Source organism: Pantoea conspicua, assembly GCF_002095315.1.
Taxonomy (GTDB): Bacteria; Pseudomonadota; Gammaproteobacteria; order Enterobacterales; family Enterobacteriaceae; genus Pantoea; species Pantoea conspicua.
The window spans coordinates 1-16,447 of record NZ_MLFN01000009.1 but is presented as its reverse complement, the minus strand read 5'-3'; the positions used below and the strand labels follow the sequence as shown (position 1 = coordinate 16,447).

The 16,447-nt window shown below is 54.2% G+C and carries 24 protein-coding genes; 16 read left to right on the top strand and 8 right to left on the bottom strand.

The genetic code is table 11. The annotated features are described in order from the left end of the window. From waaA to coaD, 3 genes are read left to right on the top strand one after another with little or no spacing between them, the layout of a single operon-like run. Entirely contained in the window at positions 1–1,275 is a 1,275-nt protein-coding gene (waaA, locus tag HA41_RS05365; RefSeq protein ID WP_094119903.1) for a lipid IV(A) 3-deoxy-D-manno-octulosonic acid transferase, read from the top strand. Beyond that, positions 1,275–2,051: a glycosyltransferase family 2 protein gene (locus tag HA41_RS05360; RefSeq protein ID WP_094119902.1), complete on the top strand. Its 777-nt coding sequence runs from the start codon at positions 1,275–1,277 to the stop codon at positions 2,049–2,051. The genes waaA and HA41_RS05360 overlap by 1 nt, the downstream gene beginning before the upstream one ends. Continuing rightward, entirely contained in the window at positions 2,048–2,527 is a 480-nt protein-coding gene (gene coaD, locus HA41_RS05355) for a pantetheine-phosphate adenylyltransferase (protein WP_094119901.1), read from the top strand. Before HA41_RS05360 ends, coaD begins: the two co-directional genes overlap by 4 nt. Here coaD and mutM read toward each other — a convergent pair. The 4 genes from mutM to radC all read right to left on the bottom strand — a co-directional run bounded on the left by mutM (position 2,524) and on the right by radC (position 4,724). Beyond that, the gene (gene mutM, locus HA41_RS05350; protein ID WP_094119900.1) at positions 2,524–3,333 is read right to left on the bottom strand and encodes a bifunctional DNA-formamidopyrimidine glycosylase/DNA-(apurinic or apyrimidinic site) lyase; all 810 of its coding nucleotides are present in this window, start codon (positions 3,331–3,333) and stop codon (positions 2,524–2,526) included. The two genes, coaD and mutM, sit on opposite strands and share 4 nt — an antisense overlap. 69 nt (positions 3,334–3,402) lie before the next feature. Further along, positions 3,403–3,570 carry a 50S ribosomal protein L33 gene (gene rpmG / locus HA41_RS05345; RefSeq protein ID WP_001051798.1) on the bottom strand — a complete coding sequence of 56 codons (168 nt, stop codon included), beginning with the start codon at positions 3,568–3,570 and terminating at the stop codon, positions 3,403–3,405. Positions 3,571–3,590: 20 nt separating this feature from the next. Beyond that, positions 3,591–3,827: a 50S ribosomal protein L28 gene (rpmB, locus tag HA41_RS05340; RefSeq protein WP_006121249.1), complete on the bottom strand. Its 237-nt coding sequence runs from the start codon at positions 3,825–3,827 to the stop codon at positions 3,591–3,593. A gap of 240 nt (positions 3,828–4,067) precedes the next feature. After that, positions 4,068–4,724: a RadC family protein gene (radC, locus tag HA41_RS05335; protein ID WP_094119899.1), complete on the bottom strand. Its 657-nt coding sequence runs from the start codon at positions 4,722–4,724 to the stop codon at positions 4,068–4,070. A 180-nt stretch (positions 4,725–4,904) separates the two neighbouring features. Between radC and coaBC the strand changes: the two genes are divergently transcribed. The 3 genes from coaBC to slmA all read left to right on the top strand — a co-directional run bounded on the left by coaBC (position 4,905) and on the right by slmA (position 7,277). After that, complete coding sequence (gene coaBC / locus HA41_RS05330) at positions 4,905–6,125, top strand: bifunctional phosphopantothenoylcysteine decarboxylase/phosphopantothenate--cysteine ligase CoaBC (protein ID WP_094119898.1); 1,221 nt, start codon at positions 4,905–4,907, stop codon at positions 6,123–6,125. Continuing rightward, on the top strand, positions 6,103–6,561 hold the full coding sequence (gene dut, locus HA41_RS05325) for a dUTP diphosphatase (protein WP_031375149.1): 459 nt from the start codon (positions 6,103–6,105) through the stop codon (positions 6,559–6,561). Before coaBC ends, dut begins: the two co-directional genes overlap by 23 nt. Before the next feature lie 119 nt (positions 6,562–6,680). After that, positions 6,681–7,277 (top strand): nucleoid occlusion factor SlmA, encoded by a 597-nt coding sequence (gene slmA, locus HA41_RS05320; RefSeq protein WP_094119897.1) that lies wholly within the window; start codon positions 6,681–6,683, stop codon positions 7,275–7,277. A gap of 32 nt (positions 7,278–7,309) precedes the next feature. Here the strand turns inward: slmA and pyrE are convergent, their stop codons facing one another. Together pyrE and rph are read right to left on the bottom strand one after the other, a co-directional pair. Continuing rightward, the gene (gene pyrE / locus HA41_RS05315) at positions 7,310–7,951 is read right to left on the bottom strand and encodes an orotate phosphoribosyltransferase (RefSeq protein WP_094119896.1); all 642 of its coding nucleotides are present in this window, start codon (positions 7,949–7,951) and stop codon (positions 7,310–7,312) included. Positions 7,952–8,000: 49 nt separating this feature from the next. Continuing rightward, complete coding sequence (rph, locus tag HA41_RS05310; protein ID WP_003851334.1) at positions 8,001–8,717, bottom strand: ribonuclease PH; 717 nt, start codon at positions 8,715–8,717, stop codon at positions 8,001–8,003. A 148-nt stretch (positions 8,718–8,865) separates the two neighbouring features. Here rph and HA41_RS05305 point away from each other — a divergent pair, with 148 nt between their 5' ends. Continuing rightward, positions 8,866–10,050 (top strand): NupC/NupG family nucleoside CNT transporter, encoded by a 1,185-nt coding sequence (locus HA41_RS05305; protein WP_094119957.1) that lies wholly within the window; start codon positions 8,866–8,868, stop codon positions 10,048–10,050. Positions 10,051–10,085: 35 nt separating this feature from the next. On the opposite strand, the gene HA41_RS05300 is transcribed toward HA41_RS05305, so the two are convergent. Further along, positions 10,086–10,511 carry a DUF3574 domain-containing protein gene (locus tag HA41_RS05300; RefSeq protein WP_094119895.1) on the bottom strand — a complete coding sequence of 142 codons (426 nt, stop codon included), beginning with the start codon at positions 10,509–10,511 and terminating at the stop codon, positions 10,086–10,088. 157 nt (positions 10,512–10,668) lie between these two features. On the opposite strand from HA41_RS05300, the gene HA41_RS05295 reads away from it, so the two are divergent. The 4 genes from HA41_RS05295 to HA41_RS05280 all read left to right on the top strand — a co-directional run bounded on the left by HA41_RS05295 (position 10,669) and on the right by HA41_RS05280 (position 14,223). Further along, positions 10,669–11,532, top strand: a complete 864-nt coding sequence (locus HA41_RS05295; RefSeq protein WP_094119894.1) for a YicC/YloC family endoribonuclease — start codon at positions 10,669–10,671, stop codon at positions 11,530–11,532. A gap of 168 nt (positions 11,533–11,700) precedes the next feature. Then, complete coding sequence (locus HA41_RS05290; RefSeq protein ID WP_094119893.1) at positions 11,701–12,921, top strand: tyrosine-type recombinase/integrase; 1,221 nt, start codon at positions 11,701–11,703, stop codon at positions 12,919–12,921. Then, positions 12,921–13,634: a hypothetical protein gene (locus HA41_RS05285; protein WP_094119892.1), complete on the top strand. Its 714-nt coding sequence runs from the start codon at positions 12,921–12,923 to the stop codon at positions 13,632–13,634. Before HA41_RS05290 ends, HA41_RS05285 begins: the two co-directional genes overlap by 1 nt. Before the next feature lie 382 nt (positions 13,635–14,016). Beyond that, a complete protein-coding gene (locus HA41_RS05280; RefSeq protein ID WP_072171281.1) occupies positions 14,017–14,223 on the top strand; it encodes a helix-turn-helix transcriptional regulator in 207 nt (68 codons plus the stop codon). Positions 14,224–14,253: 30 nt separating this feature from the next. Here the strand turns inward: HA41_RS05280 and HA41_RS05275 are convergent, their stop codons facing one another. Next, on the bottom strand, positions 14,254–14,442 hold the full coding sequence (locus tag HA41_RS05275; RefSeq protein ID WP_060681334.1) for a hypothetical protein: 189 nt from the start codon (positions 14,440–14,442) through the stop codon (positions 14,254–14,256). 135 nt (positions 14,443–14,577) lie between these two features. Here HA41_RS05275 and HA41_RS05270 point away from each other — a divergent pair, with 135 nt between their 5' ends. The 5 genes from HA41_RS05270 to HA41_RS05250 all read left to right on the top strand — a co-directional run. Further along, entirely contained in the window at positions 14,578–14,757 is a 180-nt protein-coding gene (locus HA41_RS05270) for a host cell division inhibitor Icd-like protein (protein ID WP_094119891.1), read from the top strand. Next, positions 14,750–15,106 carry a hypothetical protein gene (locus tag HA41_RS05265; RefSeq protein WP_094119890.1) on the top strand — a complete coding sequence of 119 codons (357 nt, stop codon included), beginning with the start codon at positions 14,750–14,752 and terminating at the stop codon, positions 15,104–15,106. Before HA41_RS05270 ends, HA41_RS05265 begins: the two co-directional genes overlap by 8 nt. A gap of 28 nt (positions 15,107–15,134) precedes the next feature. Further along, positions 15,135–15,416, top strand: a complete 282-nt coding sequence (locus tag HA41_RS05260) for a hypothetical protein (RefSeq protein ID WP_094119889.1) — start codon at positions 15,135–15,137, stop codon at positions 15,414–15,416. Next, positions 15,413–15,790: a DUF5375 family protein gene (locus HA41_RS05255; RefSeq protein WP_094119888.1), complete on the top strand. Its 378-nt coding sequence runs from the start codon at positions 15,413–15,415 to the stop codon at positions 15,788–15,790. Before HA41_RS05260 ends, HA41_RS05255 begins: the two co-directional genes overlap by 4 nt. A 9-nt stretch (positions 15,791–15,799) precedes the next feature. After that, positions 15,800–16,447: primase-helicase zinc-binding domain-containing protein (locus HA41_RS05250; protein ID WP_279627058.1), on the top strand; the 648-nt coding region annotated here is incomplete at its 3' end.

The window sequence follows — 16,447 nt, the reverse complement described above, 5'->3', positions numbered from 1 at the left end:
ATGACGACTATTTACACCGCACTGCTCTATCTTATTCAGCCACTGATTTGGCTGCGCCTGTGGCTGCGCGGTCGCAAAGCGCCCGCCTACCGCAAACGCTGGGCGGAGCGTTACGGCTATTGTGTCGGCAAAGTAAAGCCAGACGGCATTGTGTTGCACTCGGTCTCGGTCGGCGAAACGCTGGCGGCGATCCCGTTAGTGCGTGCGTTGCGTCATCGTTATCCTACTCTGCCCATCACCGTGACGACCATGACGCCAACCGGTTCAGAACGAGCGCAGTCTGCGTTTGGCAAAGATGTGCACCATGTTTACCTGCCCTATGATCTGCCGGGCTCGATTAATCGTTTCCTTGATACGGTCAACCCAAGACTGGTGATCATCATGGAAACCGAGCTGTGGCCCAATATCATCCGCATTCTCCACCAGCGCAATATTCCGCTGGTGATCGCCAATGCCCGTCTTTCGGCCCGTTCCGCCAAAGGCTACCGTAAGCTGGGCAAATTCATGCGCAGGCTGTTACAAAGCATCACCCTGATTGCGGCGCAGAATAGCGAAGATGGTGACCGGTTCCTCGAACTGGGCCTCAAGCGCTCCCATCTGGCGATTACCGGCAGCCTGAAATTTGATATTTCGGTGACGCCAGAGCTGGCGGCCAGAGCCGTCACCCTGCGCCGTCAATGGGCGCCGCGCCGCCCGGTATGGATTGCGACCAGCACTCATGAAGGCGAAGAGGCGATCGTGCTGGATGCGCACCGCCGGTTACTGCAGTCTTTCCCGGACCTGCTACTGATTCTGGTACCCCGTCATCCTGAGCGCTTCAACGATGCCCGTGAACTGACGCAACAGCGCAACTTCAGCTTCATCCTGCGCAGCAGCGGCGAGATTCCGTCCGGTTCAACTCAGGTGGTGATTGGCGACTCAATGGGCGAACTGATGCTGCTGTATGGCATTGCCGACCTGGCATTTGTCGGTGGCAGCCTGGTTGAACGAGGCGGTCATAACCCTCTGGAGCCCGCCGCACATGCGATTCCGGTACTGATGGGACCGCACACCTGGAACTTCAAAGATATCTGCAGCAAACTGCAGGAAGGCCAGGGGCTGATTACCGTCACCGACGTGATTTCGCTGGAAAAAGAGGTCACCAACCTGCTGCAGGATGATGATTATCGCCGCTACTACGGACGTCACGCGGTGGACGTGTTGCACCAGAATCAGGGCGCATTGCAACGCCTGCTACAGTTACTCGAACCTCATCTGCCGCCACGGTCCCACTGATGCCAACTCGCCAACGTCTCTCGGTAGTGATGATCGCCAAAAATGAAGCGGAACTGTTGCCTGACTGCCTGGCGTCGGTCAGCTGGGCCGATGAAATTGTGGTACTGGATTCCGGCAGCGAGGATAACAGCGTGGCGATTGCCACTCAGGCTGGCGCTAAGGTGTACCGCAACGATGACTGGCAGGGTTATGGCGTACAGCGCCAGCGCGCCCAGCAGTATGCCAGCGGCGACATGATATTGATGATCGATGCCGATGAGCGCGTCACGCCTGAACTGCGCGCGGCCATTGAGCAGGTATTGATCGCCCCACCCAGCCGCACGGTTTACAGTCTGGGCCGCAGCAACCTCTTCCTCGGGCGTTTTATGCGCCATAGCGGCTGGTATCCTGACCGTGTCATGCGGCTCTATCCGCCAACGCTGCATTACAACGGCAATCTGGTGCATGAATCGCTCAACGCCGAAGACGCGCCAGTGGTGGCACTGAAAGGGGATTTACAACACCTCACCTGTCGCGATTTGGTCGCCTTTCAGCGTAAGCAGCTAGCCTATGCGGAAGCCTGGGCGACTGAGCGTCACCAGCGCGGTAAACGCTGCGGCCTGTTTTCTATCTTCAGCCATACGCTGGGAGCATTTGTGAAAACCCTGCTGCTGCGCGCCGGTTTTCTGGATGGCAAACAGGGCTGGATCCTGGCAGTGGTTAACGCACAATATACCTTTAACAAATATTCGGCGCTGTGGGCGCTGAATCACGCTTCGGCAGAAGGGCGAGCATGACCACTAAAGCCATCTATCCCGGCACCTTTGATCCTATTACGCTGGGACACCTTGATATTGTCACCCGGGCCGCACAGATGTTTGATCGGGTCGTTCTGGCGATTGCCGCCAGCCCCAGCAAAAAACCGATGTTCAGCCTGGACGAGCGCGTAGCGCTGGCGAGCCAGGTTGTGGCGCATCTGCCTGGGGTTGAGGTGGTCGGATTCAGTGATTTAATGGTGAATTTTGCCCGCGAACAGCAGGCTAATGTGCTGGTCCGTGGACTGCGCGCGGTGTCAGATTTTGAATATGAAATGCAGCTGGCGCATATGAATCGTCACCTGCTGCCGACGCTGGAGAGCGTGTTCCTGATGCCGTCGGAAGGCTTCTCTTTTGTCTCCTCTTCGCTGGTTAAAGAGGTGGCGCGTCACGGCGGTGATGTCACTGCCTTCCTGCCCGCGCCAGTCCATCAGGCGTTGCTGGCGAAATTAGCTTAGTGCTGACAGTTCGGGCACCAGTAAGTGCTGCGTTGCCCGTGTCTGCCGCTGACTATCGGCGTGCCACACGCCCGGCATGGCTCCCCGGCCCGGCCATAAACCTGCAGCTGCTGCGCAAAATAGCCCGGTTTACCGTCGCTTTGCAAGAAGTCACGTAGTGTGGTTCCGCCCTGTTCGATTGAACGCAATAACACCGCCTTAATGGTATTTGCCAGCAGCTCAGCCTCTGGCTGCGACAGACTTCCGGCCGGTCGATCGGGCAGGATCCCGGCGGTAAACAGTGACTCGCTGGCGTAAATATTGCCGACGCCGACCACCACTTTATTATCCATCAGCCATTGCTTGATCAGCGTGCGTTTGCCACGCGACTTTTCGAACAGATACGTTCCATCAAACTGGTCACTGAGCGGCTCCGGTCCAAGATGCGCCAGCACGTTGCTGCCGGCCAGATCGCTGCTCCACAGCCAGGCACCGAAGCGGCGCGGATCGGTATAGCGCAACACTTTGCCGTTGCTCATCACCAGATCAACATGATCATGCGTGGCGGCAGGCAGCTCTTCGGGCAGCACGCGTAAACTACCGGACATGCCGAGATGGATGATGATCCAGCCATGTGGCAACTCCAGCAGCAGGTATTTTGCGCGGCGCTGCACACTGAGCACCGGCTGATCGCTCAGCGACAGGATCTCCTGCGATACCGGCCAGCGCAGACGTGAATTACGCACCACGGCGTGAAGGATGGTTTCACCGACCAAATGCGGCTCGATACCGCGACGGCTGGTTTCAACCTCTGGTAACTCTGGCATAACCTCTCCTCAGCGTATTGCACAAACAAAAAACCCGGCCGGAGCCGGGTTTTTAGCAGAACACTAAAATTACTTAATTTTAGCTTCTTTGTAGATCACATGCTGACGTACAACCGGATCGAACTTTTTCAGTTCCAGCTTCTCTGGTTTAGTACGTTTGTTCTTCGTGGTGGTATAGAAGTGACCTGTACCAGCAGAGGAAACCAGCTTGATCTTCTCACGAATACCTTTAGCCATGATTCAGTTCCTTAGTACGATTAGTACTTCTCACCACGGGCACGCATGTCGGCTAACACCGTATCAATGCCCTTTTTATCAATAATACGCATACCTTTTACAGATACACGCAGAGTAACGAAGCGCTTCTCGCTCTCAACCCAAAAACGGTGTGAGTGCAGGTTCGGAAGGAAACGGCGTTTCGTCGCGTTCATTGCGTGGGAACGGTTGTTACCGGTCACCGGACGCTTTCCAGTTACCTGGCAGACTCGTGACATGTCTATTCTCCAAAAATCAAATCAGCTCGAGCTTTAAAAATTAGGTTTTGGCCGCCTCGTCAGGCTTGCAGCCCGCCAGGCGAGTTCCATGGAACCCGCTAAGCTGGCCTAACCGCCAAACCCGAGATTCTCAAAGGTGGCGTAGTATACGCCGCTCAGCCCAAGTGCTCAAGTCCCGAACAGATAAAGATCCCGAATGATCGGGTAAAAAGCCGCCACCTGGCGCGATTTTTTCCTGAGTTAAAGCCAGCCTCGCTCAGCAAAGGAGACATATTGGCCATGACCTATCACCAGATGATCGAGCAGACGAATGTCGAGCAACTGGCAGGCTTCACCCACTTTTCGGGTGACATCGCGGTCTGCCCGGCTCGGTTCTGCCATACCGGAAGGGTGATTGTGCGCCAGAATCAGGGCGGCGGCATTCGCTTTGAGCGCCTCACGCACAATCTCGCGCGGGTGGACCTCAACACTGTTAATTGAGCCCGAGAACATTTTTTTCGCCACCAGCACGCGATGCTGATTATCAAGAAACAGCACCATAAAAATCTCACGTTCCTGATGCGCTAACAGACTCTGCAGATAGTGTCGCGTGATCTGAGGATTCTCCATGGTGCTCTCACGAGCCAGCTGGCTGGCGAAAAAGCGCTTCGCCAGTTCTGCAATGGCGTGCAGCTGTGCCAGCTTGGCATCACCCACACCCTTGATACCGCGGAAGGCCTCTTTGCTGGCGGTCATGATGTGATAGAGCGAGCCAAACTCCTGCAGTATCTGTTGCGCCAGCGCCATTACATTCTGCCCCGGCGTGCCGGTGCGCAGAAATAAGGCCAGCAGCTCAATGTCACTCAGCGCCGGTGCGCCTTGTTGCTGCAGCTTCTCCCGCGGTGCCATATTTTTCATCTGCAATCTCCCTGAAGCGAACCTTAGGGTGACGTATCCGGCAGCACGCCACCATCGGCAGCGTGACTTTTTTCGAGATGGCTCGCAAACGCAGGCAGTGAAAAGGCGTGTCACCGGTTTTGTGATAAAGTCCGTGCATTCGCCGCCGCAGGCGGCAGACAGCTTAGTGAGGCCAGCATCATGATGGGATTAGCCGGTAAAAAAATTCTTCTTGGCGTGAGCGGCGGTATTGCTGCCTATAAAGCACCTGAGCTGGTGCGGCGCCTGCGCGATCGCGGCGCCGATGTCCGCGTGATGATGACGGACGGGGCGAAAGCCTTTATTACGCCGCTCAGCCTGCAGGCTGTGTCCGGCTATCCGGTATTTAACGATCTGCTCGACCCGGCAGCAGAAGCGGCAATGGGACATATTGAGCTGGCGAAATGGGCTGATTTAATCGTGCTGGCTCCGGCCACCGCCGACCTGATTGCCCGAATTACCGCCGGCATGGCCAACGATCTGGTGACTACCGCCGTGTTAGCGACTGCGGCACCGGTTGCGGTGGTGCCAGCCATGAATCAACAGATGTATCGCGCAGCCGTCACCCAGCACAACCTGCAGGTGCTTCAGCAGCGTGGCGTATTGATTTGGGGACCGGACAGCGGCAGCCAGGCCTGTGGCGATGTCGGACCAGGCCGGATGCTGGACCCGCTGGCGATTGTGGACCATGCGGTAGAGTGGGCCGCTCCCGTCAACGATCTGCAACATCTCAACATTATGATTACCGCCGGACCGACCCGCGAGGCGCTGGACCCGGTGCGTTATATCTCTAACCACAGCTCCGGTAAGATGGGCTTTGCTATTGCGGCGGCAGCGGCGCGTCGCGGGGCAACGGTCACGCTGGTCAGCGGACCGGTGACGCTGTCTGCGCCGGCTGGCGTAAAACGGGTTGATGTCACCAGCGCGCTGGAGATGCAGGCGGCGGTGATGAGCGAGATAGACAGACAACATATTTTCATTGCAAGCGCAGCCGTGGCAGACTACCGGGCAGCCGATATTGCGGCCGAAAAAATCAAGAAACAGGGCGGCGATGATAACGTCACGCTGCAACTGATAAAGAATCCCGATATTGTTGCCGGCGTCGCCGCGTTACAGGAGCACCGGCCCTTCGTGGTTGGATTTGCCGCTGAAACCCAGAATGTGGAAGAATACGCCCGGCAAAAACGGGTGCGCAAGAATCTGGATCTGATCTGCGCTAACGACGTTGCTAAAGCCGGACAAGGGTTCAATAGCGACACCAATGCTCTTCACCTTTTTTGGCAGGATGGAGAAAAGCGCTTACCGCTCAGCGATAAGACTCTCCTTGGCCAACAATTATTAGACGAGATTGTCAGCCGTTATGATGAAAAAAATAGACGTTAAAATCCTGGATGCGCGCGTCGGCAAAGAATTTCCGTTGCCGACCTACGCCACCTCGGGTTCCGCTGGGTTAGATTTACGCGCCTGTATCGACGATGTTCTCGACATCGCGCCAGGCACCACCACGCTGGTTCCAACTGGCCTGGCCATTCACATTGCCGATCCCGACCTGGCTGCGGTGATTCTGCCTCGCTCGGGCCTTGGCCATAAGCACGGCATTGTACTGGGTAACCTGGTGGGACTGATTGACTCCGATTATCAGGGACAGCTCATGGTCTCGGTCTGGAATCGCGGTCAGGAAAGCTTCTCGCTGCAGCCGGGCGATCGCATGGCACAACTGGTCTTTGTACCGGTGGTGCAGGCCGAATTTAATCTGGTTGAAGACTTCGACGCCAGCTTGCGCGGCGAAGGCGGCTTCGGTCACTCAGGCCGTCAATAACCAACGCTACCGATTTTCACTTACGCCAATTATTTTTTTCTCATCGCCATAAGACCTGTGCTTATGGCAGATGCGTAGGTGTTGCCTGTTTAAGGTGAATTTCAGGGGTCTTTAAGGTCATGGCAGAAAAAAAAGTCGCGAAGCGAAATCGTCGCGAAGAGATTTTGCAGGCGCTGGCGCAAATGCTGGAGTCGGGTGATGGCAGTCAACGCATTACCACGGCCAAACTGGCAGCCACGGTCGGCGTGTCAGAAGCGGCGCTCTATCGTCACTTCCCCAGTAAAACACGGATGTTCGACAGCCTGATTGAGTTTATCGAAGACAGTCTGATTACCCGCATCAATCTGATCCTGAAAGATGAGAAAGAGACCATGACGCGCCTGCGTCTGATCGTGCAACTGATTCTGGGATTTGGTGAGCGTAATCCGGGGCTGACGCGGATACTGACCGGCCATGCGCTGATGTTTGAGCAGGATCGCCTGCAGGGTCGCATCAATCAGCTGTTCGAGCGGATTGAAGTGCAGCTGCGTCAGGTGATGCGTGAGCGCAAAATGCGTGAAGGCGAAGGCTTTCAGGCTGACGAAACGCTGCTGGCAAGTCAGCTGCTGGCGTTTTGTGAAGGCTTGCTGTCGCGCTATGTCCGTTCGGAGTTCCGCTTTAGTCCGACCGCAGACTTCGAGGCTCGCTGGCCGCTGATTGCCGCTCAGCTGGCATAACGAGAAGGCGGGCATCGCGCCCGCCTTCTGTGTCAGATACCGTAGGCTTTTTGATATGCCCGAACCTGGGCCAGGTGGTCGGCCATCTCCGGTTTCTCTTCCAGCCACGTAATCAGGTCAGTCAGGGTAATGATCGCCGTCACGGTACAGTGATAGTCGCGCTCCACTTCCTGAATCGCTGACATCTCTCCGCGCCCACGTTCCTGGCGATCAAGCGAAACCAGCACGCCGGCCAGCGTCGCCTTGTGCGCATTGATAATATCCATCGACTCACGAATCGCGGTCCCGGCGGTGATCACATCATCTACCAGCATCACTTTGCCCTGCAGGGGACTGCCGACCAGTAACCCGCCTTCACCGTGATCTTTGGCCTCTTTACGGTTAAAGCAGTAAGGCACGTCGCGGTCGTGATGATCGGCCAGCGCCACCGCCGTGGTAGTGGCAATCGGAATTCCTTTGTAGGCCGGACCAAACAGCAGATCGAAATCGACGCCGCCATCCACCAGCGCCTGCGCGTAGAAGCGTCCCAGCAGCGCTAAATCCCGTCCGCTGTTAAACAGACCGGCATTAAAGAAATAGGGGCTTTTACGCCCGGACTTTAAAGTGAACTCACCGAACTTCAGCACCTGCTTGTTCAGGGCGAATTCAATAAACTGACGCTGCCAGGCTTTCATTTCTCACTCCTCAAATAAAGAAAAGGCGACTCTGTGGTCGCCTGTTACATCAATTTTCCAGTGCCGCTTTCTGCGCCTGAATTAACTCTTCAATTCCGCCGCGTGCCAGCGCCAGTAGCGTCAGCAGCTCTTCGTGGCTGAACGGCTCGCCTTCTGCGGTGCCCTGCACCTCAATCATGCGGCCATCTTCCATCATCACCACGTTCATGTCGGTTTCTGCCGCGGAGTCTTCAACGTATTCCAGATCGCACAGCGCTTCGCCCTTGACGATGCCGACTGAAATGGCCGCCACCATCCCTTTCATCGGGTTGGCCTTCAGCTTGCCGCTGGCAACCAGCTTGTTCAGCGCATCGGCCAGCGCCACGCAGGCACCGGTAATAGAGGCGGTGCGGGTGCCGCCATCGGCCTGAATAACGTCACAGTCGAGTGTAATGGTAAATTCACCCAGCGCTTTTAAATCCACTGCGGCACGCAGCGAACGGGCGATCAGGCGCTGAATTTCCAGCGTACGTCCACCCTGTTTGCCTTTTGCGGCTTCACGCGCCATGCGGCTGTGGGTCGAGCGCGGCAGCATGCCATACTCGGCGGTAACCCAGCCCTGGCCCTGGCCTTTAAGAAAACGCGGAACCCCTTCGTCTACGGAGGCAGTGCAGAGCACTTTGGTTTCGCCGAATTCCACCAGAACGGAACCCTCTGCGTGTTTGGTGTAATTGCGGGTCAATGTGACTGGGCGCACCTGTTGTGCGCTACGGCCTGCTGGACGCATGGGTAATCTCCGGCTTGCTAATGATTGGCTGCGCATTATACGGACTTCCTTGCCCGCTGTCTCTTACGCCTGCCCGCCGCATCATCAGATGAAATTCACCGCTGACTGTGGCTAAATGCGCGTTCCTTTCATTCTGATTAAAAAAACTATGGCCGCCATTCTTCATTTCCTGCTGGCGCTGGGGGTGATTTTCGCCCTTGCGCTGCTGGTCAGTCATGACCGTAAACAGATTCGCCTGCGCTTTATCATTCAGCTGATTGTGGTGGAAGCCGCGCTCGGTTGGTTCTTTCTTCATTCGGCCAGTGGTCTGGCGCTGGTGGGTTCGGTGGCGGGTTTCTTTGAGACGCTGCTCGGCTTTGCCGCTCAGGGTACAGAGTTCGTGTTTGGCGGAATGAGCAAACAGGGACTGGCGTTTATTTTCCTTGGCGTCCTCTGCCCGATTGTCTTTATCTCCGCCTTAATCGGGATATTGCAGCACTGGCGCATCCTGCCGCTGCTGATTCGACTGGTCGGTACCCTGCTGTCGAAAATTAACGGTATGGGTAAGCTGGAGTCGTTTAACGCCGTCAGTACGCTGATCCTCGGCCAGTCGGAAAACTTCATCGCTTATAAAGGGATTCTGGGCGATATTCCGCCGCGCCGGCTTTACACCATGGCGGCGACCGCGATGTCCACCGTCTCGCTGTCAATTGTCGGTGCTTACATGTCGATGATTGAACCAAAGTATGTGGTTGCAGCATTGCTGCTTAACATGTTCAGCACCTTTATTATCCTGTCGATCATCAATCCGATGAAAAACCAGGATGAGCAGCCTATCGCGCTGGATAAACTGCATGAAGAGCAGAGCTTCTTTGAGATGCTGGGCGAGTACATTCTGGCAGGGTTTAAAGTTGCGATGATCATTCTGGCAATGCTGATCGGTTTTATTGCACTGATCGCGGCCGTGAATGCGCTGTTTGCCGCCCTGTTCGGTTACAGCTTCCAGCAACTGCTCGGCTATCTGTTCTATCCTTTTGCCTGGCTGATTGGCATTCCGAAGGCCGACGCGCTGCAGGCAGCCAGCATCATGGCGACCAAACTGGTGGCCAATGAGTTTGTGGCGATGATTGAGCTGCAGAAAGTGGCCTCAGGCATGAGCGCGCGCGGACTGGGTATTCTGTCGGTGTTTCTGGTCTCTTTCGCTAACTTCGCCTCTATCGGCATTGTCGCGGGTGCCATTAAGGGGCTGAACGAGCAGCAGGGCAACGTGGTATCACGTTTTGGCTGGAAGCTGGTCTACGGCTCGACGCTGGTGAGCCTGCTGTCGGCCGCTTTTGCCGGTCTGTTTATCTGATCATCAACGGCGGCACCCTGCCGCCGTTTCCCGCCTCAGAATCCCACGCATACCGGCGCATCGATCCGCATGACCGACTCCTGACCAAAGCGCTTTTTATACAGCGTACGTAACGCTTCGATATGATTATTCACGGCCGGATCAAAACGGTGGATCAGCATCAGCGCTTTGCTGTTTTCCCGTGCCAGCTGGCCATTTTCGCCCAGCCACTGACCTTTAGCATCATAGACTGACAGCCCGTCCCTGAAGCGCGGCGTGACCTCTTTATCGACGAAATTCATCCACTCAAGTGAACTCACTGTCCCGCCTTGTGGCTTACTCAGACCAAACCACAGCGTGGTCTGCATCATAACGTCGCCACCGGCACAAATGGGTTGGGGTTTGGTTGGCGGGGCAGGCGGTGTCTGGCAACCCGCCAGCACCAGCACCAGCGCAACAGGAAAAGCAATAACGCGAGACATCGATCCGCCTCCTCAGAAAATGGGCCAGCCGCCATCATAAGTGCCTGTCGGATAAAGCGGAAATGATTCGTTATTCCGCTGTCAGACGCTTATGCCTGTTATGCCGTGGCTGCCCTCGCTATACTTCACCCCATCTTTCCGAAAATGAGTATCGCTTATGATCCGCAGTATGACCGCTTATGCCCGCCGCGAAGCCAAAGGCGAATGGGGCAGCGCCGCCTGGGAGCTGCGTTCCGTGAACCAACGTTATCTGGAAACCTACATCCGTCTGCCGGAGCAGTTCCGCGGGCTGGAGCCGGTGATCCGCGAGCGCATTCGCCAGCGTCTGACGCGCGGCAAGATTGAGTGCAACCTGCGTTATGATGCCGATCCCAGCGCCCAGGGCGAACTGATGCTGAACGAAGCACTGGCGAAGCAGCTGGTGCAGGCGGCTAACTGGGTGAAGATGCAAAGTGATGAAGGCGCGATTAATCCGCTGGATATTCTGCGCTGGCCGGGCGTGATGTCTGCTCAGGAGCAGGACCTGGACGTGATCAATCAGCAGTTACTGCAGGCGCTGGATGGCGCGCTGGATGATTTCATTGCGGCACGCGAAAGCGAAGGTACGGCACTGAAAGAGATGATTGAGCAGCGTCTGGAAGGCGTCTCACAGGAAGTGAGTAAAGTTCGCGCGCAGATGCCTGAAGTGATCAAATGGCAGCGTGAGCGGCTGGTCGCCAAACTGGAAGACGCCGAAGTGCAGCTGGAAAATAATCGCCTTGAGCAGGAACTGGTGATGATGGCGCAGCGTGTTGATGTCTCTGAAGAGCTGGATCGACTGGATGCTCATGTGAAAGAGACCTACAACATCCTGAAGAAGAAAGAGGCGGTGGGTCGCCGTCTGGACTTCATGATGCAGGAATTTAACCGCGAGTCGAATACGCTGGCATCGAAGTCAATCAATGCAGAAATCACCACCTCCGCGATTGAGCTCAAGGTGCTGATTGAGCAGATGCGCGAGCAGATTCAGAATATCGAGTAATTTCTCACTTACTTTCATATGATGTCATAACAACAATAAAACCCGTGACTTACGGGTTTTATTGTCTCATTAAGAATCATCACTTCTCGCAAAACCTCGCGCTTTTACTGTACCATCTGATGTACCAATTACCCTTTTACCGTTATCGGTTTGGTACAAGCAGGCAGAATGGGAAAGCTAACAGACATACAGATAAAAGCCTGGCTCAAGTCTCAGGAACGGTTTGAAGGACGCTCTGACGGAAACGGATTGTACCTTTGCTACCGCAAAGAGTTCTCAATACCCAAATGGCGCTTTCGCTACAGCTACGGAGGCAAAGCCCGTGCGATGTGGATCGGTTCGTATGGGGATCTATCCTTAGCAAAAGCGCGCGAACGGGCCAGAGAACTATCGGCAAGAGTAGCTTTAGGCTATGACGTCGCCGGAGAGAAGCAGGAGCGTAAAGCCTCCACGCTTGCCAAAATCGAGAAAGAGAAGAACGCTCGTCGTGTTTCTGACCTTGCGATTGAGTACTACGAGAAACAAATTGTTGGACGCTGGAAACACCCCGATATCCTTCGCAGGCGCATTGAAAAAGATATCAATCCTCACATAGGCAACATAAAGGTTGAAGACGTTAAGCCTGTTGATATTGATAAAATGTTGCAGAGCATTGTTCAACGCGGCGCGCCAACTATCGCTAATGATGTATTACGTTGGATAAAGCGCATATTCAACTATGGTATAAAACGTCACTATTTGAGTGTTAACCCAGCGGCAGCCTTTGATAACAATGATGCAGGTGGCCAGGAAAAACCCAGAGATCGTTTTCTTTCAAAAGAAGAAATTACGTTACTTTTCCGCGCGATGAAAATAGCTAAAGGATTTAGCCGACAGAATGAAATAACTTTTAAATTACTTTTACTTCTTTGCTGCCGGAAAATGGAACTGTGCTCAGCCAAATGGGAAGACTTTAATCTTGAAGAGGGTGTGTGGCATTTGAAAAACACTAAAAATGGCGACAACCTGGATATCCCTCTTCCTGAATTATCTTTGGTTTGGCTGAATGAGCTTAAGCAACTGTCTTTAGGCAGTGAATGGGTTCTCCCTGCAAGAAAGATGCAAAATAGGATGATACCTCACATTGCAGAAAGCACTCTTCCCGTAGCGCTGGCAAAGCTTAAACCGCATATGGAGGAAGTTGAAGGCTTTACTATCCACGACTTCAGGCGAACCGCCAGAACACATCTGGCCTTTTTAGGTATCGACCCAGTGGTGGCAGAGCGTTGTCTTAACCATCGCATTAAAGGCGTTGAAGGTATCTACAATAGACATAATTACTTTAATGAAAGAAAATTAGCGCTTAATAAACTAGCTGATTTTCTGGCTAAAATAGAGGCGAAGTTATAATGCATTTTAGTTTCTCAAAAGGTAGCTCCATTGAAAGGCTAGTCCACTACCCTCAAGTTGAAATAAAGGAATTGGCTAGAGCATTAGCCAATGTTGATCCTAACCTTAGAAACGATGAGTTACCGAAAGATAAAAACAGTATTATCAGTGATTATTGTGTATATCTAATTAGAGTTAACAGGAATTTACACGCTATCCTTAAATCACAAGGAAAGCAAAAGGAACTGGATATACTTTATCCTAAAACAATCGCGACCAATAGCCCCATAGAGGCAAACATCCTTTTCTCATCTTGTTTCATTCTTCTTGAAAAAGATGTAACTCCCGATGTTTTGATTGAAAGATGCACTCAAGCCTTGAGTCAAACATATAAAAAGTATGGTGAATCACTCATTTTTCAGTGTGGCGGCGAAAAGGCAGTTTTAATCGCTAAAGAAAATGCTCAGGACAAGCGTGGTGCCCACAAGAAAAACGAGGAGAATGCATCTCTTCATAAAATTATAGGTTTGCTCGCGATCAATCTCGCTATGGAAAAATCAGCCAGTGGATCGACAAAGTGGATTAACAATGCTGGTTCCCCAAGCATCGAACCTTTGCACAGATTGTTGAGCGATTATGCGAAATCTAATGGCATAAGCCAAAAAGGAATGGGTAAATCTTCTTTTTACGACAAGCTGAGAGCATCTCTTAACTCACTTTATGATGAGGAGTGATGTTTTGTTGCCTGCTCTTAAGATGCATTGATATCTCGTCCGGTATCGAAATGTGCCAAACCATGCCTAGACAATACCTTCAGCTGCCCTTCAGTTACCAATAATGGCTAATAATGTCGAACTTAAGAATTTATAAAGGGTAATGAAGGGCAACGAAGTGCAATGAGGTGTAATAAAAACCCCCTTAAAATTAATCACTTATAAGTCATAAGTTTAAAATCCCTCACCTTCCCTCTCCAACAGTAATGAATCGATGGAATTCTTTTTTTTAAATGGAATTTTCATCTTCTTGATGGAATTCCACTTTTAGTGGAATTCATCAATGTGTCTCCATTAATCTCATCCCACACCACTTGTACTCATTGAGATAGGAGATCCTAATTTGAAGCACACACCTTACGGAATCATCCCTGAAACCGGATTTATCAGACAAAAACAGTTGATGCATTGCCTGCCGTTTTCGTCAGCAACGCTATGGCGACGGGTTGCATCTGGATCATTTCCGAAGCCAGTAAAAATTTCCGCTCGTATTACTGCCTGGCGCGCTGAGGAGGTAAAAGCATGGATAGGGCAGCAGCGTGCACATTGATAAATATGCGGCGACGAGTCACCGCAAAAATCAACCTTTAGGTTCAATGCCACGACGCTTAAGTTCTTCTCTTGCAACCTCCTTGAACCAGTTGCCGAGAGTGGTTTGGTCTTTGGCAGCTTCAAGATCGAGTTGCTCTCTTAGCTCTGGATTGATGCGGATCTGGAAGGTGGGCGATTTGCCACCGGTTTTAGGAGTGCGATCTTTAACTCTTGACATTGTACGTACCTTTAACTTTAATAAGAACGGTAAGGTACGTACCTTATATAACAAAGCATTTGAAAACAAGCGGCTCTGCAAGGTACTCGCAATACCTCGCAAAGCCTGACCATAAATGAACTTGGGAGACCCCCTATGGCTGCATCAAAGTCTACCTGGATCTTCGCGGCAATCAACCGTTCTCAGTTGTCCTGCCGCCCCGTCATGCTGCGTATTACTGCCATTGACGAGCGCAGCGCACGCAGCCGAATGGCGGCTGATTACATCCTGCTCTTTGCGGGCCGCCTACCCTGCCGCGGAGGTCTTTATGCGTGAATATCCTCAGAGCGGCGAACGCTGGCAGCATTCGCAGGGCTGGACGGTGACGATACTGCGATTTACCGATGCACCTGCGTCAGTCGCATCCGTTAACCCTGAGTTCAGTCACGAGGTTCTGTATCGCTACGACAGCGACGGTCAGGTGACCTCCTCCCCACTGGCGTGGTTTCAGGAAAACTATACCCGGCTTGCCGGTGCGCCGCATCGCCTCACCGCCCTGACCGGAGGCAGCGGAGGGTTCAGCCCGTTTAATCTGCATCCCACGGTGAAGTATGAGCGCTGGCGGGAGCGGGCTGCACAGCAGCCTGCGGAGCCTGACGACGGCCACTACTCAAAATTCCTCTGACACACAGCCAGCTTTAACGGAGTAAATCATGACAGTTTCAATCGGGCACAACGGTGCTCAGGGCATCCCCTTGCCTGAAAACGGTACTTTTGCCGCCTTTACCTACGGCCTGCCGGAAGACGCTTTTGAGAAGCTGACCCGTGCAAAGGAAGCCTGCGACCTCCTCCAGCTACTGTTTTCCGAGCATTCCTGTCCGGGTTCATTAACCACGCATAGCTTGCCCGGCGTAGCCGCACTGATGGATTACCTGCGCGCCGACCTGACCGACGTTACGCGCTGCTGTGCACTGATTGAGGAGGCCCGCGAATGAAGAAGCCACAGGTATCCGTGTTCCCGCCCGAGCTGACAACGGCACTGTACCGTCGCGCCATCGCTTCCGCATGGCGGGCCAGGCATCTGGCCGACACCGGCAGCGAAATGCGCGGCCCGCACCGCATGACGGTGGAGCGTATCGAGATGGCCATCGCCCTGCATATTGAGAGCGCGATGGTTAACGAGTATGGCGAAGCGCACGGCGCTGCGGCGGCGCTGGCACTGCTTACCGACATGGTGGAGCCGACGCTCCTGACCGCACCGCCCGCTCTGACGGCGCGCGGGTATGAGGTAATGGAAGGGCTTTACGCCACGCTTCCGGCGGCGTTTGAATCGTTCTGCGACACCGGCGCGTCGCTGTACCGGCATTAAGGAGGCGTTATGACAGTACAGTCAGTATCACACATCACAGCCGCCGCACGCGGCCGCTGGCCGGTCATTCTTCAGATGCTGGGCGTGGACGTGCCGGACGGCGGCAGGCACGGCCCCTGCCCTAAGTGTGAAGGCAAAGACCGTTTTCGCATGGATGACCTTGAGGGCCGGGGTACGTGGATTTGCAGCCACTGCGGCCACGGTGACGGCCTTGACCTGGTGAAGCTGGTGACGGGCAAAGGCGTAAAGCAGGCTGCGCAGGCAGTGGCAGAGGTGCTGGACGTGCGTGACGTGCAGTCCCTGTCGGTTAAGCCTGCCAGAGAAAAAGCCCCGAAACGCAGCATGGCCGCCGCCGTCGGTGCGCTGGTGAAGGCCAGCCACAGCGGTGAAAGTGCCTATCTCGCAGGCAAAGGCTTTGCCGGTTATCCGGCCTGCCTGACCGGCAGTGCGCATCGCATCGGCGGCACGGCCTTTCCGGCAGGCTCCCTGCTGCTGCCGTTGACCACGGCAGACGGCGCGGTGACCGGCGCGCAACTGATTGCCCCTGCGGGGGAGAAAAGCCTGCTGCCCGGCAGCACCATGAAGGCTGCGTTTGTGGCGCTCAGCCCGCTGCCGCCTGAGCCGCCGGTGCAAGTAGTCATCACCGAGGGCTACGCC

What these genes read in the sequence shown, in the direction of transcription:
- pyrE (WP_094119896.1), bottom strand. Translation starts at nt 7,951, where the DNA reads ATGAAAGCCTGGCAGCGTCAGTTTATTGAATTCGCCCTGAACAAGCAG.
- rpmG (WP_001051798.1), bottom strand. Translation starts at nt 3,570, where the DNA reads ATGGCTAAAGGTATTCGTGAGAAGATCAAGCTGGTTTCCTCTGCTGGT.
- waaA (WP_094119903.1), top strand. Translation starts at nt 1, where the DNA reads ATGACGACTATTTACACCGCACTGCTCTATCTTATTCAGCCACTGATT.
- HA41_RS05360 (WP_094119902.1), top strand. Translation starts at nt 1,275, where the DNA reads ATGCCAACTCGCCAACGTCTCTCGGTAGTGATGATCGCCAAAAATGAA.
- slmA (WP_094119897.1), top strand. Translation starts at nt 6,681, where the DNA reads ATGGCAGAAAAAAAAGTCGCGAAGCGAAATCGTCGCGAAGAGATTTTG.
- rph (WP_003851334.1), bottom strand. Translation starts at nt 8,717, where the DNA reads ATGCGTCCAGCAGGCCGTAGCGCACAACAGGTGCGCCCAGTCACATTG.
- coaD (WP_094119901.1), top strand. Translation starts at nt 2,048, where the DNA reads ATGACCACTAAAGCCATCTATCCCGGCACCTTTGATCCTATTACGCTG.
- HA41_RS05275 (WP_060681334.1), bottom strand. Translation starts at nt 14,442, where the DNA reads ATGTCAAGAGTTAAAGATCGCACTCCTAAAACCGGTGGCAAATCGCCC.
- HA41_RS05260 (WP_094119889.1), top strand. Translation starts at nt 15,135, where the DNA reads ATGACAGTTTCAATCGGGCACAACGGTGCTCAGGGCATCCCCTTGCCT.
- HA41_RS05290 (WP_094119893.1), top strand. Translation starts at nt 11,701, where the DNA reads ATGGGAAAGCTAACAGACATACAGATAAAAGCCTGGCTCAAGTCTCAG.
- radC (WP_094119899.1), bottom strand. Translation starts at nt 4,724, where the DNA reads ATGAAAAATATGGCACCGCGGGAGAAGCTGCAGCAACAAGGCGCACCG.
- mutM (WP_094119900.1), bottom strand. Translation starts at nt 3,333, where the DNA reads ATGCCAGAGTTACCAGAGGTTGAAACCAGCCGTCGCGGTATCGAGCCG.
- HA41_RS05295 (WP_094119894.1), top strand. Translation starts at nt 10,669, where the DNA reads ATGATCCGCAGTATGACCGCTTATGCCCGCCGCGAAGCCAAAGGCGAA.
- coaBC (WP_094119898.1), top strand. Translation starts at nt 4,905, where the DNA reads ATGATGGGATTAGCCGGTAAAAAAATTCTTCTTGGCGTGAGCGGCGGT.
- dut (WP_031375149.1), top strand. Translation starts at nt 6,103, where the DNA reads ATGATGAAAAAAATAGACGTTAAAATCCTGGATGCGCGCGTCGGCAAA.
- HA41_RS05270 (WP_094119891.1), top strand. Translation starts at nt 14,578, where the DNA reads ATGGCTGCATCAAAGTCTACCTGGATCTTCGCGGCAATCAACCGTTCT.
- HA41_RS05285 (WP_094119892.1), top strand. Translation starts at nt 12,921, where the DNA reads ATGCATTTTAGTTTCTCAAAAGGTAGCTCCATTGAAAGGCTAGTCCAC.
- HA41_RS05300 (WP_094119895.1), bottom strand. Translation starts at nt 10,511, where the DNA reads ATGTCTCGCGTTATTGCTTTTCCTGTTGCGCTGGTGCTGGTGCTGGCG.
- HA41_RS05255 (WP_094119888.1), top strand. Translation starts at nt 15,413, where the DNA reads ATGAAGAAGCCACAGGTATCCGTGTTCCCGCCCGAGCTGACAACGGCA.
- HA41_RS05305 (WP_094119957.1), top strand. Translation starts at nt 8,866, where the DNA reads ATGGCCGCCATTCTTCATTTCCTGCTGGCGCTGGGGGTGATTTTCGCC.
- HA41_RS05265 (WP_094119890.1), top strand. Translation starts at nt 14,750, where the DNA reads ATGCGTGAATATCCTCAGAGCGGCGAACGCTGGCAGCATTCGCAGGGC.
- rpmB (WP_006121249.1), bottom strand. Translation starts at nt 3,827, where the DNA reads ATGTCACGAGTCTGCCAGGTAACTGGAAAGCGTCCGGTGACCGGTAAC.